The following is a 13,803-nucleotide window of genomic DNA, read 5'->3' on the forward strand; positions in this document are numbered from 1 at the left end:
CCATATCAACAACCGCGTTGATACGAGTGACTCTTATTTTTCTTACTTCTTCTTTCGCTGCTCCAGATAATCGTTCAGCTCGGCATTGACAATATCCGTAATGAACATGTGTCCCGGCACGTGGGTGATTACCACCGGGGGCTTTGCATTTTCCACCGCCGCCTGGGGCGTCACACCGCAGGGCCAGAATACGGGAATCTCACCTTCACGAATTTCAACCGCATCACCGTAATCCGGCTTCATCACATCCGTGACGCCGATTTTCTCCGGCTCGCCGATCTGCACCGGCGCGCCGTGAACATTCGGCATCTTCACCGTGATCTCATAGGCCTTCTTTGCCTGCTCCGGCGTCATGGGACGCATGGAGCATACCATGGGACCCTCAAAGGGGCCCACCTTCTCGGTCTGAATATTGGTCTTAAACATGGGAACGTTTCGCTTCGTCTCAATGTGGCGAACCGGAACACCCGCCGCCATCAGAGCCTCCTCAAACGAGAACGAGCAACCGATCAGGAAGCCCACATAGCCTTCCTTCCAGTATGCGGTGACATCGGTGAGTTCCTTGGTCACAGCGCCGTTCTCGTATACCCAGTAGCGCGGTACATCGCTGCAGATGTTTCCGCCCTCTCCCATCGCATGGGTGTCGGGACTTCCCTGAATCACTTCCAGCACAGGGCAAGCAAAGGGGTTCTTCTCGGCATAGCGCTCAAAATCGGCCGCGTACGCCCCGGGGAGTATGACCAGATTCGCCTGGGCATAACCGCGGCACATACCGGCGGTCGGGAAGTCAATCTTCCCTTCCCGAATGAGCTGCCGAACCGCAGAGGGTTTCATGTCGATATAAGGGGTGATGTCAAAAGCCATGTCTGTTTGCTCCTTTCTTAATCAACAAATCCGTACCTCATCAACAAATCCGTACCTTGCTCTGTTACATTCCGTTCCTCAGGCTTATATTGCCATTGTCTCCGCCGTCAGCTTGCCTTTATGACAAAGACTGCGCTTTATGCGCGCACCGCCGTGACCGCAATCTCAACCTTTGCGTTCTTCGGGAGCGCCGCGACCTGGAAAGCGGCTCTCGCCGGATAGGGTGCCTCAAAGAACTCTGCATAGACCTCGTTCATCGCCGCGAAATCCGCGATGTCAGCGAGGTAAACCGTCGCCTGCACCACGTGCTCAAAGCCGAGTCCCGCTTCTTTGAGAATCGCGGCGATATTGCGGAACACCTGTGTGGTCTGCCCCTTGATATCGTCCGCGGAAAACTCTCCGGTTGCCGGATCCAGCGGAATCTGCCCCGAGACAAAGAGGGTTCCGTTTGCCTCGATTGCCTGCGAGTATGGTCCGATTGCCGCCGGTGCGTTCTTGCTCACGATTGCCTTCTTCATAAAAACTCCTTTCCGAATCACAATGTCTGTGCTTATCAGTATAATACAGGAAGCTCCCTTAGCGCGAGAAAACTTCCTCGGCTTTCAGTGCCTTTTCGATGAGTTCCAGGATGTGCGCGGAGAGTGCGTGGCGCGTGCGGTTCTCCTTCCCCGGTCTAAGAGCAAAAGTCTCCAGTGGAAAATGATCCGACCGAATCGGCGCAGTGCTCGTATCCGGCGTAAGCGCCATGACGCCGCACACCGGATTGGTACGCAGCAGTTTTCCGATTCCGCCGTAAATCTCGTCGCTGCACGCATTCTTATAATAAGTCTCCAGCTGCCCGAGACTCGAGCGCTCTCCCGCCCAAATCTGCCGCACCTTCCGATACTTGCATTCGAGTATGATGCTGCCGATAAACCAACCCGTCTTCTTGCTGAAGATGTGCAGCAGAAGATCCGGATGATTATGGTTTCTTCCGTTGTGACTCGTCGCAAAGTAAAGCGGATCCCGCTTTGCATCCGCGCCGCGCTCCCCGAGGGTCTGGTTATAGACCAGCGCGAGGCGCACCCTCTCGTTCTCGTAATAGACCCGGCTCCCGTCCCGTAGGGAAAGACCGCCGCCCTCACCGACCTCGTAGCTCTCCTCCCGATCTGTCTCCGTCGCAAAGTCCTCGAGTACATGCCGGAGTTTAAAATAGCACCAGAGCTCGTAGAGCAGACTGCTCTTTTGATAACTCAGGCGGTATATTTCCCGCATGGTGAGCCCGAGATGATCCCGTTCGAGCGAGAGATACAGGCAGTACACAATGTAGTAGCGATTGTCCGCCAACATGGCCTGCGAGACCGCATAGACCTGCCGCGCCGAAATCTCCTGATACCAAGGCATATTGCGGAGGGCATTCAGCAAGTGGCGGTAGCGCCGCACCGTCTCGGTAAATTCCCGCATGCGCCCGCCGCTGAGTTGCGCATCTTCCGTGTACCGCTGAAAACCCGCGAGCCTTGCCAGAATCCGTTCCGCCATCATACGGAGCATGCGATTCTCGTCAATGTCGTAGTCGAGCCGCTTCTTCGGGATTAACTGCACGTGGGAGATGCCGCCGCGCGATAGATTGCTGCGCATGCTCTTGGCATCCACTCTGCCGCCGGCTTGCACCGGCTCTTTTTCGTAACTCGTCTTGATCGCATAGCGCGGCTGCTCAACAATATCTCGTATCGCAGCGAACACCTTGCTCTCCTGCGCTTCCAGGCGCTCCAAATCCCGAAAGGCGCGAAGCGGAAGCACCTGCTCTCCGCCTATCCCGCGCCCCTCTGCGCCCTTTTTCCATACCCTGCTTAAGCCCTCGAATTCTTCTTCCAGCTCTTCTTGCATGAGCTGCCATTCTCCGGCCTCCAACTGGCGCGGCAACACGGCAAAGTTTCCGTAGTAGCGCTGCCCCTCCGCCTCGACAAAGAACAGCATGCGCTCCACCAAGAGCCCCTCCTGCCCGCCGCCGCAGAGCTGAAACGGGCGGTCCGAGGGGGTGATGTAGTCGCCCGCCGCATCGTTCTCAACGAAGCGCTGATCGAGCGCCGCATCCAGACAGGGAAGATACAGTTTTGCCGCCGCATCTTCCGAACGGAACAGAAAAGCCACGCCCTCGTTTTCCTTCACCGAAATAGTGGGCGTTGTCGTGAGGCTGTTTGCGGCCGGCACCGTAACAAAGCGCGTTGCCTCCGCTCTGCGCCTGATTGCGGCCCCGTTTTTGTCGATGTAGCTTGTGCGTATCACCGAAAGAGAAAAGGGGAGCTTAACTGCAGTAGCCATAGCTCTCAATCTCCTTTTTCTTCTGTGCGAGTATCGCCCGGCATCTCGCAAACGGCGAAAGTGCCTTGTGCTTCTCCAACACAGCGAAGAGACTGCTCTCTCCATCCTCCCTGAGGGCGGGACCTACCACGCTCTCGACACCTCGAAGCTTGGTCAGCACGCGCTGCGCGAGCTGTAAATCCAGAGCGTCCTCAAAGCTTAAGCCCTCCTCCGCCGGTAGGTTACTGAGATACTTCACCACACTCTTTACGACGCGCGGACCCGCGCCGTACTTGGTGCTGAGACTCTGCAGGGCGCAGTGTACGTCCCAGAGGAGGGCACGCAGTTCAAGTTCATTCGAAACACTGTCCTTTGCAAGCAACTTCTCGTAATCCTGGGTGCTCCAAATCTGCGTTTTTCCGATGGCCGCAAAGCTCTTATCCTCCCACTCGGTCGCGTAGTTCAGCACCTCCAGTTCGATTACATTGGCGCGGTCCAGCACCTTGTCCGAGAAGTGGAAGGTGGTCTCATCCACATTGACCGTGCCGATAAACTTCACATTGCTGCCGATTTCAATCCGGAAGGGATAATCCGCCGCATTGTAGAGTTTGCCCATGTACTGCTTGTCGTAGAGCTGAAGTTCCCGCTGTCCCGCCGGTCTCTCGAGTATCGAGAGAAACTGGCTAAAGTAATGCTCCACTCTCGCGAGATTCATCTCCTCAAAGCAGACCAAAAAGAGCTTGTTCTTATTCTCCTCCCGCTGTGCGCGCACCAAAAAGTCCACAAAGCCGGAATCCGCCGCGTGGTAGACCATGTGCGCAAGGTCCACGTAGCCGAGGAGATCCGCATCGTCATTCCAGGACGGGCGCACCGGGACCATGAGAATCTGGCTGTCCTCCAGATCCGCGCTCGCGTTGAGGCCGAGTGCCTTCGCGTAGATATTGACCAGCGAGGACTTACCGGTGCCGCTGAGGCCCGAGAGAATCACGAGGTCGTTGCACTTGACCGCCGTGTGGAAGTTGATGAAATCGCTGCGCTTATAGTAGCAGCGGCTCTTCTGCGCGTAGTATTCCATCATGTTGAGAATCAGCGCCTCGTTTTTCTCGGCGGTCGGGATCTCTGCTAGCTCCTTCTCATCAATCGGATCCTTGAGTTCCGTCTCAAGCTCCGCCCCGCGGAAGTCCTCACGCTCGTCTGCCTCTGCCGCCTCATCGAGGGCAAGCTCATCCTCTTTCTCTTCGGAAGCAAGCGCATCCTTGCTTGTCTCCGCAAGCCGCTCGGCCTCGGCCCGCGCCTCCGCTTCCCGCTGTCTCTGCTCCTCCTTCTCATCCTTCACTGCCTGCAACACAGCGCTCTTTAACTGGTTGTCAATCTTCCGGTAAATGTCGCTCGGCACATAGCTCACACAGGGATTGTAGCTGTCGTCGTAGACAAAGTACTCCATGAACTCGCTGAGATCGATCGTAAAAAGATACCTTGCCCCCAGGACGCAAGCGCCGACCGGATCCGTGGCCGCACGGTCAATGCTACCGATCGCAAACAACTTACCGTCCTCCTCCATCCAGAGCACAAACGCGGGCGAAGAACTCTCGAGGTCATACCCGTAGAGGCTGCCAAGCCCTTCTTTGGCAAGAATACAGGACATGAACTCCGCGCGTGTTTCGAAACTCCGATATAAATTCCAACTCGTTTCGTACTCCCACTCACGCACGCCTTCATTGTTTTTGCTGCAGAAAACCGGTACCGCATAGAATTCCGTATTTTTATCGAAGGCCTTCGGAACCGGAACCAACTGAACATCCTGCATACTCCGAATTTCGGTGCCGTTTGTGTTTTTGCTCTGCACCCGGAAGATGAAAAGCTGGTTTTCCATGAACTCTTCAAAGTGTTCGATACGATCTTCCACGCTCGCATACACATCATCCGTGAAGTCATTGATTAAATTTCCAAAACCTGCCACATACGAATTTGCGGCATCCGGCAGCATCAGTGTCTTTACATTAAACTGGATAATTCCCAGGCGATTGATAAAAACAGATCCCCTTCCGGTCTCACCGTTCTGTGCCAGTCTTCCGATATATTCTCTGTAATTTTTTGTCATTTCCGTAGCCTCTCCTCAATGGCCTTTTTGACATCCGAAATTGTGGTGATTTTTAAGCTGCTGAACTGTTTGATTCTCACTTTGTCCGCAAATCGCAGGGTTCCGCTGACATTCCAAATTTCCGCATATTCTTTCCAAGAAAGATTTTCCAGTGCATCCGCCTTGGCACAGAGATCACAGTTTAATCCCTCGACTTGTTCCCTCAAATCGATTCGTGAAAAAATAAGAATTTTAGGTTGTTTTCGTATTTCACCGAGATATTTATCCTCATATTTTTTGAGTTCTTCAATCCTATTTAACAGTTCCTTTTTTTCGCGTTCGGACTGCCGTAGTCTCTCTTCGAGTTCTCTGATTTTATCTCGTGCAATTCCGGCCTCGTTTTCCGCAATTTTCTTTAACTCCTCACATCTGGCTTCCGCGCGCCTCTGCTCTTTTCTGGCCGATTCCGTCTCGCGTTTTTCATTGTCCAAGCGAATGCGAAATTCCTGTTTTTCTTCTTTGTTCTTTTTCTTCTGTTCTTGATTTTCCTCCCTGAGTTCCTCCAGCTGTCTTTGCAACTCCCTTAGTTGTGCCGCAAAAGCTTCAAGTTGCTTGTCTGTCTCGGCCTCACGCGTCTCCTCGGCGGTCGGAACCTCTAGCTTCTGTTCCTGCGCCTCCGTTTCGACTGCGCACTCTTCCTCTGCCTTCTCCGCCTCTGCCTTCTCTTCCTCCGGCATCCGCCAAGTCGTAGACGACATGTCCTCCTTCGCGTGATAGAGTATCTCGCCCATCTCGATGGTCATCTGATTCGACTGATCCAAGAGATGAAACAGCATCGGCAGAGGCAAAAGATGTAGGTTCTTACGCTGTTTTGCCGGAACAGCGCTTCCTCGTTTCTCAACAAAAAACTCCAAGAAGCTTCGCCTCTCTGCCTGAGACATGCGTTTCAAGTCCTTTTTCAACAACGCGGGCGTATACTTTCCGCCCAAGATTTTTTTCCGTATGAACGCCAAACCTCCTCCTCCTTTCGTCTTGATGATTTTATTGTGCGACAGGGATTCGCTTTCTTCAAGTCCCCCTCGCTATCCAAAACGTACAATTTTCAAAGTTATTTTCAACGCAATCACCAATTGACAGCACATATCGCATTTCTGTTCCATGTTTTTATTCCGAACAGATTGCCTGCACGCATAAATTTCGTCACAATTATTTTGTGTCACAGCCTACGCATCGGCCCGCATCATTCGCCGACCAACTGTAACAATGTACCACTCCGGACAGGTAACGACCTTCGTCGCAACGAAACCGGGGCTTTACAAGCGTCCCCTCATATGCGAAACGGTTCGTAGTAGCAAGTATCATCCTATGTGAGGTGTAACATGTTTCGATTTTGGACCGTGCAACACAAATCTGTCCTCGATATCATAGAAATGAATGGCTATTATCAAGCCGACATTTCTAAGAGTCCCTTTGTGATACAAAGCCCTCCCCTGGAAGAACTGTACCGCTTCCTGTTGGATTCTTTCAACCGCTACTCTGTGGAGAAAACTTTGCAGCGAAGATTATGTCGTCATGTGCCCGGACTATCCGGAAGACTCTTTTAACCCGCTCTTTATCGATATAAATGACTTTCAATTTCTCATGCCGCCTATTACCATTCTTCCGCCTTATAGCTACGAGTCTATTGCCGGAATCGTAACAGACATCCGTCATGCACGCATCTCGTCCGGTGTGTTTCCCAGCTATTTGATACAGGCACATCTACCGGTGATTCATGAAAAGAATATCACCGAGATGTATCATATGTTTTCCTTGGATTCATAAGCACAGCCTCAAATCTGTCATCGTTTCCCACGCAAAAGTCCGCCGTCCCATACTCCCGTATGGTCCGGCGGACTTCTTTGATTGCTATTCTGTTTTTAACGCCCCGCCTTACGTGCTCTTCTCTTCCTCTAGGAGATTGGTCATGCTCTTTAAGCCGGTCACAAGGGTGGAGCCGTTGTGCAGGAGCGCACCGGTCGCGGGCGGAAGCATGCCGCCGACACCGAGCGCAATTAAGAGCGCGTTGAAGCCGATGATGAAGTTGTAATTCGAGTGAATGCGGCGCATCAGAGCCATGCTGAGCGCCCTTAAGAACACCAGCTCGCGCAGGTTCTCCGCGGAAAGCGTGACATCCGCGACCTCGCGCGCAATGGCGGCGCCGTCGGAAATCGCAATGCCGACATCCGCCTCGGAGAGTGCCGGGGTATCGTTGACACCGTCACCGATCATGATGACCTTGCGGCCCGCCTCATGTTCCTTCCGAACAAACTCTGCCTTGGTTCCCGGGAGCACCTCTGCGTGGTACTCATCCAGCTCCAGCTGAGCCGCAACCGCTGCTGCGGTCTTCTCGGAATCGCCCGTCATCATGCAGATTTTGGAAATGCCCAGGGCGCGAAGTCCCTTCACAATCTCCGGCGCTTCCTCGCGAATCGGGTCAAAGATGCAGATGACCGCGCAGAGCTTGCCGTCGATTGCAAGATACAGTCTGGAATACTCATCCGGCAGCGCCTCGAGCTTCTTCTCATCCTTCTTTAAGAGCTTGCACTTCTCGTCCTCAAAGACAAAGTGATAGGAACCGATGACTGCCTTCTTGCCGTCAATTTCGGAGGCAATGCCGTGTGCAACCACGTAGTGCACCTTGGAGTGCATCTCCTTATGGCGGATGCCGCGCTTCTTTGCCTCACCGACCACGGCGTTTGCAATGGAGTGCGGGTAATGCTCCTCGAGGCAAGCCGCAATCTTCAGTGCTTCCGCCTCTTCCATGTCATTGAAGGTCTCAATTTGCATGACAGTCGGCGTAGCGCGGGTCAGCGTACCTGTCTTATCGAAGACAATGGTATCCGCCTCCGCAATGGCCTCCATGAACTTACCGCCCTTCACGGATACATTGTGGTCTCCCGCCTCACGGATTGCCGAGAGCACGGAGAGCGGCATGGAAAGCTTCAGCGCGCAGGAGAAATCGACCATCAGGAACGCGAGCGCCTTTGCGACATTTCGCGTCAGAAGGAAGGTAAGTGCCGCACCGCCGAGCGAATACGGAACCAAACTGTCCGCAAGATGGTAGGCTCTCGCCTCGGTGTTGGACTTTAACTTCTCCGACTCCTCAATCATCTTGACTATCTTGTCGTAGTGGCCGGTACCCTGTACCTTTGCGACGCTAATGATGCACTCGCCCTCTTCGACCACGGTGCCCGCATAGACATAGGCGCCCGCCTTCTTCTCAACCGGTACGGATTCACCGGTCATGGATGCCTGGTTCACCGTCATCTCGCCCTCAACCACAGTTCCGTCGAGCGGGATCACGTTCGAAGTGCGAACCACAATGCGGTCGCCCACCTGTACATCCTTCACATCGATCAGAACATCGGCGCCCTCGGTCTTCATCCAGACCTTCTCGACCTGGAGGCTCATGGCACGTGCCAAGTCGCCGACCGACTTCTTATGCGTCCACTCTTCGAGAATCTCGCCGACCTCCAAGAGGAACATGACCGAGGAAGCCGTGCCGAAGTCGGAGCGGAGCACCGAAGCCGCAATCGCAGTCGCATCGAGGACCGGAACTTCGAGTCCGCGCGTCAAGAGGCAGCCTACACCGTGGGCCACATAACGTAAGCTCTTAACCGCTGTCCAAGCCGCACGAAGCGGTGCCGGCAAGAAGAGCATTCTCGCGCCGTGAAGCACCACCTTCCAGAAGAGTTTCTCCTGGTAGTAGCGATTCATCGCACGGCCGCTGTCTTCGGGGACCAACGAGAGTGCGTATTCATCCCTGTATGAAAAATCACAGAGAGCGTCAATCAGCCGCTCTCTGTGATCCGCCTCTCGATTGTACTTTACAATTGCGTCACAGGTTCGCTCAAAGATTTTGACATCCTGAACGAAGGGCAGTGCTCGCAAGTAGTACTCCAGAATATCCGCCTCGGAGAGCGACATGCGCGTGCCCGCCAAGTGGACACGCATCACATTTCTGGATTCGTGGCGTATTGTGTATCTCATGCCTCAGTCGCTGCCTCGTGCTCTTCGACCAGAGCCTTTGCCTCCTGATATGCCTTCTCGGACTCCTCTGCGTAACGACGCTCGTTGATGTCCTTTGCGTCCTCGTAGATATCATCGCAGTTCTCGCGAAGCGTGGAGACCGTCTTCATCACGCAGTCCTTGCCGCGAAGCACCGCAGCCGTTGCCTGCGTGTAAGCACCCTTTGCGTCCTTGGACTTGAGAATTGCAACGCCTGCCGTACCGAAGAGAGCACCGCCGACAAACATACCAACCTTAAACAGATTCTTTACACCAAACATATTTGACCTCCTTGTTTGCGTTTGTTTTCTTGTCTTGAACATAGTTTACCGCAATCTATAAAAAGTGCAAAGTAAACTTATTTTGTATACTCTAACAGCTTTTAGCGAAATTCACCTTAGATAGTGTACTATAACTTCCGCCGTCAGCATGAGTATCGATAGCACCAGTAACACGAACAAATGAAAGCGGTAACTTAAGCTAAGATACGCCACATACTCGCGTATCGTGGCATTCAGCGTGTAATACCACTTTGTCTTTGCACCGAACCCCTTACACGGCAGATGCAGCCGCCGCGCAATGAGCAACGCGCGAAATACATGGTAACTCGTCGTCACAACCGCAACCCGCGGATGGGTCCGCTCCATGAGTTCCCTCGAAAACTCCAGGTTTTCCCGCGTATTCCTGGAGCGCCGCTCCACCAGAATGCGCTCCGGGGGCACCCGTCTTGAGAGTGCGTAACGCGCCATGGCCTCTCCCTCCGTGATATCCTCGCCCGGTCCCTGACCGCCGGAGAGTATTAGGAGTGCCTTCTTATTCTTCTTTAAGAGCGAAATACCGCGTTCTATGCGGGCCGCAAGCAGCGGCGGAACGCGTTCTCCCTTGAGTCCGGCACCGAGCACCACAATGTAATCAAAGTTCTGGTTGTCCCGCCGGTGAATCAAGTTTAAAAGGGATGAAAGCGCGTAAATCGCAAAGAGGACAAGCCCGTAGGCAATCCAGAGTCCCACCAGACTGTAGGCGAGACGCCCGGCAAAATTTCCGCTCCAGTTCCCGATTTGCGGCCAGTAGATGAGGTACAGAATCAGGAAAATCGCAAAGAGCAACGAGAGCATGTTTCGGACGCGCAGCCCTTCCCGAAACAGAATGCGGATTCCTTCTATAAAGAAACTGCCGATCAGCAAAAACGGGAAAAAGAACGTCGCCAGCGCAAAGACGGCCACAAGCACCACAAGCAAAAACATAAGCGGCGGAAAGGACTGCAATTGCTCCGAATAGCGAAAGGCCGTCAACACCAGAAAAACCGCCATCCCGCCGAGCGCGAAAAAGCAGCAAACGCCGCTCCAGAGTGTTCTCGGATCCCGCAACATGACAAACAAGAAAAGCGCTACGGTAAGCAATGCCGCTATTTGAACGGCATTCAAAAGCAGAAGCTGTATTCCTTGCTCCAAGCATCCACCTCCTTACGATTCATTTCATTCGAATGTAATAGCATACCACAGGCAAGGTCCTTTCCGCCACTTCTATCGGCAACCCCAAAAGTCCCTAAAAGTCCGCCTCTTCCCGCTCATACAAAAGCCCACCGTGTTTCCGATGCGAATAAGTCAAAGATTCGCAGACCCGATCCCCCGGTTCACGGTCTCAGCTCCGTTCATGAGCAGCCGCTCCTATTATCACCGATAAGCTATATCTCTTATAGAATTATGCTTACACAAGCTTTAAGAATTCCCGCACGGCCCGGGTCATATAGCGGTTCCGCCGGAAGTAGAAATTGACCTCTCGCACCGCCTCCCGCGCGTTGAGCTTATAGAAGCAGAGATTCTCCTCATTCGGCACATGCTTAATCAGCACATCGCCGTTAAAGGAGATGCCCATCCCGTAGCAGGAGAAGTTATAGGCGGTCACCTGCTGCTCCGGCTCAAGGCGTAACTTCGGCGCAAAACCGGCCTCGTGGCAGAGGCGGTCGGCGCGCTCACGCGTATCATTGCCCTCGCGGAGCAAAAGGAAACGCTCTTCCCGAAACTCGATTAAGGGCACCGGCGGGATGCGGGAGTTTAAATGTGCATTCTGCTTAATCTCCGCCGCCGTGAGTGCATAGTTCCGGACGCGCTCATTGACCGCGAGCGCCCGCGGCACGGTGAGTAAGAGATGCTCTTCCCGAAAGAACTTTTTCTCATAGGCGGCCGCATTGAGCTCTGTGTTGTCAATCAAAAGGTCCAGAGAACCATCCGAGAGTCTGTCCTTTAACTCCGAGGTCACGGCCTCGACAAGCTCTATGTGAATCTGCGGAAATTGCTCCGTGAACTGCGAGACCAAGGGCGGCAGCGCATAGGAGGTAAAGACATTGGTTCCGCCGATGGAGACCGAACCGTTCTGCAGCGCGTTTCGGTCGTGCAGGTAGTTCACAAAACCGTTCTCAACGTCCAAAATCAGTTCCACGGCTCGAATGTATTCCTTCCCCAAATCCGTGAGTCCGATCGGATTGGTGCTGCGGTCAAAGAGCGGTGCTCCCAGGCGCTGCTCTGTCTTTCGCACCGCATTGCTGAGCGAAGGCTGCGAAATAAAAAGCTTTTTCGCGGCGCGCGAAAAGCTCATCTCCCGATAGACTTCATAGACATAGCGCATGCCCTGAAACATCTCTTCGCCCGACATCATCCGCACCTCCCAAAGTCTCCCTTCGCAGCGGGAGACATTTCTTTTATTGAATACCTTGTATCATTCCTTAGGTATTTGTGAATAGTATAGCGCTCTGTTAGACTGGAGACAAGCAATACAGAAAACAATCCCAGGGAGGATTACCATGATGAAGGTAAGAGAAGGATATCGTCTCGAGCACGATTCCATCGGCGAAAAGGAAGTTCCGGCAGCTGCGTATTACGGCGTACAGACGCTCCGCGCACACGAGAACTTCAACATCACGGGTCTCAAGATGCACCCGGAGCTCATCATCAGCGTGGCGCAGATTAAGAAGGCCGCCGCAATCACGAACTTCGAGGTCGGAGAGCTCTCCAAGGAGCGCGCAAGCGCTATCGTAAAGGCCTGCGATGAGATCATCGACGGCAAGCTCCACAACCAGTTTATTGTCGACCCGATTCAGGGCGGCGCAGGTACCTCTCTCAACATGAACGCAAACGAGGTCATCGCAAACCGCGCCATCGAAATCCTGGGCGGCGTGAAGGGCGACTACAGCCTCGTGAACCCGAACGACCACGTGAACTTCGGTCAGTCCACCAATGACGTGTTCCCGTCCTGCGGAAAGATGGCAGCACTTACCCTGCTCCGCAAGGCGCAGATTCAGCTGAAGCGCCTCGAGAAGGCACTGCGCGAAAAGTCCGAGGAGTTCGACTCCGTCATTAAGATGGGCCGCACCCAGCTTCAGGACGCCGTGCCGATTCGTCTTGGTCAGGAGTTCCACGCATACGCAAGCGCCATCAGCCGCGATATTAAGCGCTTTGATACCGCGAAGGAAGAGATTCGCTCCCTCAACATGGGCGGAACCGCAATCGGTACCGGTCTCAACGCAGACAGCACCTACTTCCACCGCGTCGTCAAGAACATGTCCTCGATCACCGGTGAGGAGCTCGTGCAGAGTTATGACACCATCGATGCGACGCAGAACCTTGACAGCTACGCAATGGTCTCCGGCATCGTAAAGAGCTGTGCCGTGAACCTCTCCAAGATGTGTAACGACCTGCGCCTTATGTCCTCCGGACCGCGCACCGGCTTCTGCGAGATCAACCTTCCCGCAAAGCAGAACGGTTCTTCCATCATGCCGGGTAAGATTAACCCCGTCATCCCCGAGGTTGTGAACCAGGTTGCGTTCAACATCATCGGCAACGATGTGACGATTACCATGGCGGCAGAGGCGGGTCAGCTCGAGCTGAACGCATTTGAGCCGATTATCTTCTACAACCTCTTTGAGTCCATCCAGACCCTCAGCAATGCAGTCCAGACCCTCGTGGACAACTGCATTGTGGGCATCACGGCAAACGAAGAGCACTGCCGCGAGATGGTCGAGAGCTCCATCGGCATCATCACCGCAATCTGCCCCTATGTCGGCTACGAGACTGCGGCAAACATTGCGAAGGAAGCACTCCGCACCAATCAGTCCGTCCGCGAGCTGATTCTGCAGAAGAAGTTGCTCTCCGAGGAACAGCTTAAGACCATCCTCGATCCCTACACCATGACGAAGCCCGGAATTCAGGGCAGAAACCCGGCAGATCTCTTGGCTGACTGATTTGCTACCGAAAGAACGCCTCCGCAATTCATTGCGGAGGCGTTTTCTCTTACTATACAAGGCCTTTCTCTGCTTACATCTTCCTTGAAACAGTATGTTTGGCGGAAAACGTCATGAAGCATACGAACTGTCCTTCTTGTAGTGGGCCTTGTACGAAATATAAGCTGTTGGCATAACGGTACAAGCCCCATGGAAAGAAGACTGATTACTTATTTCTCAGTGACAACTCCGGTTCGCCTGTTTTTCGAACACTGTATCATCAATCTTCGGCTTCCGCCGTGGAGTAGCAGCG

The 13,803-nt window shown here is 53.7% G+C and carries 10 protein-coding genes; 1 reads left to right on the forward strand and 9 read right to left on the reverse strand.

What is annotated here, in order from left to right; all coding sequences use genetic code 11:
* Positions 1-42 precede the first annotated feature (42 nt).
* The 9 genes from QU660_RS06600 to QU660_RS06640 form a co-directional block, all read right to left on the reverse strand.
* Positions 43-864 (reverse strand): putative hydro-lyase, encoded by an 822-nt coding sequence (locus tag QU660_RS06600; RefSeq protein WP_304945741.1) that lies wholly within the window; start codon positions 862-864, stop codon positions 43-45.
* Between the two features lie 137 nt (positions 865-1,001).
* Entirely contained in the window at positions 1,002-1,382 is a 381-nt protein-coding gene (locus QU660_RS06605) for a RidA family protein (RefSeq protein ID WP_304945742.1), read from the reverse strand.
* A gap of 58 nt (positions 1,383-1,440) precedes the next feature.
* Positions 1,441-3,165: a DUF2357 domain-containing protein gene (locus QU660_RS06610; RefSeq protein WP_304945743.1), complete on the reverse strand. Its 1,725-nt coding sequence runs from the start codon at positions 3,163-3,165 to the stop codon at positions 1,441-1,443.
* Positions 3,149-5,245, reverse strand: a complete 2,097-nt coding sequence (locus QU660_RS06615) for an McrB family protein (protein ID WP_304945744.1) — start codon at positions 5,243-5,245, stop codon at positions 3,149-3,151. Before QU660_RS06615 ends, QU660_RS06610 begins: the two co-directional genes overlap by 17 nt.
* On the reverse strand, positions 5,242-6,060 hold the full coding sequence (locus tag QU660_RS06620; protein ID WP_304945745.1) for a hypothetical protein: 819 nt from the start codon (positions 6,058-6,060) through the stop codon (positions 5,242-5,244). The genes QU660_RS06615 and QU660_RS06620 overlap by 4 nt, the downstream gene beginning before the upstream one ends.
* 1,096 nt (positions 6,061-7,156) lie before the next feature.
* Positions 7,157-9,256, reverse strand: coding sequence for a heavy metal translocating P-type ATPase (locus tag QU660_RS06625; protein WP_304945746.1), 2,100 nt, complete (start codon positions 9,254-9,256; stop codon positions 7,157-7,159).
* Positions 9,253-9,555: a DUF6110 family protein gene (locus tag QU660_RS06630; protein ID WP_304945747.1), complete on the reverse strand. Its 303-nt coding sequence runs from the start codon at positions 9,553-9,555 to the stop codon at positions 9,253-9,255. The genes QU660_RS06625 and QU660_RS06630 overlap by 4 nt, the downstream gene beginning before the upstream one ends.
* A 111-nt stretch (positions 9,556-9,666) precedes the next feature.
* Positions 9,667-10,725 carry a YdcF family protein gene (locus QU660_RS06635; protein WP_304945748.1) on the reverse strand — a complete coding sequence of 353 codons (1,059 nt, stop codon included), beginning with the start codon at positions 10,723-10,725 and terminating at the stop codon, positions 9,667-9,669.
* A gap of 256 nt (positions 10,726-10,981) precedes the next feature.
* Positions 10,982-11,926: a LysR family transcriptional regulator gene (locus QU660_RS06640; protein WP_304945749.1), complete on the reverse strand. Its 945-nt coding sequence runs from the start codon at positions 11,924-11,926 to the stop codon at positions 10,982-10,984.
* A gap of 151 nt (positions 11,927-12,077) precedes the next feature.
* Between QU660_RS06640 and QU660_RS06645 the strand changes: the two genes are divergently transcribed.
* Positions 12,078-13,511: an aspartate ammonia-lyase gene (locus tag QU660_RS06645; protein ID WP_304947236.1), complete on the forward strand. Its 1,434-nt coding sequence runs from the start codon at positions 12,078-12,080 to the stop codon at positions 13,509-13,511.
* Positions 13,512-13,803: the final 292 nt, after the last annotated feature.

This window comes from Stomatobaculum sp. F0698, from assembly GCF_030644385.1.
Taxonomy (GTDB): domain Bacteria; phylum Bacillota; class Clostridia; order Lachnospirales; family Lachnospiraceae; genus Moryella.

Excerpts from the sequence above, each read along its gene's own strand:
- QU660_RS06605 (WP_304945742.1), bottom strand. The coding sequence starts at position 1,382 with ATGAAGAAGGCAATCGTGAGCAAGAACGCACCGGCGGCAATCGGACCA.
- QU660_RS06645 (WP_304947236.1), top strand. The coding sequence starts at position 12,078 with ATGAAGGTAAGAGAAGGATATCGTCTCGAGCACGATTCCATCGGCGAA.
- QU660_RS06610 (WP_304945743.1), bottom strand. The coding sequence starts at position 3,165 with ATGGCTACTGCAGTTAAGCTCCCCTTTTCTCTTTCGGTGATACGCACA.
- QU660_RS06615 (WP_304945744.1), bottom strand. The coding sequence starts at position 5,245 with ATGACAAAAAATTACAGAGAATATATCGGAAGACTGGCACAGAACGGT.
- QU660_RS06620 (WP_304945745.1), bottom strand. The coding sequence starts at position 6,060 with ATGCTGTTTCATCTCTTGGATCAGTCGAATCAGATGACCATCGAGATG.
- QU660_RS06625 (WP_304945746.1), bottom strand. The coding sequence starts at position 9,256 with ATGAGATACACAATACGCCACGAATCCAGAAATGTGATGCGTGTCCAC.
- QU660_RS06600 (WP_304945741.1), bottom strand. The coding sequence starts at position 864 with ATGGCTTTTGACATCACCCCTTATATCGACATGAAACCCTCTGCGGTT.
- QU660_RS06630 (WP_304945747.1), bottom strand. The coding sequence starts at position 9,555 with ATGTTTGGTGTAAAGAATCTGTTTAAGGTTGGTATGTTTGTCGGCGGT.
- QU660_RS06640 (WP_304945749.1), bottom strand. The coding sequence starts at position 11,926 with ATGTCGGGCGAAGAGATGTTTCAGGGCATGCGCTATGTCTATGAAGTC.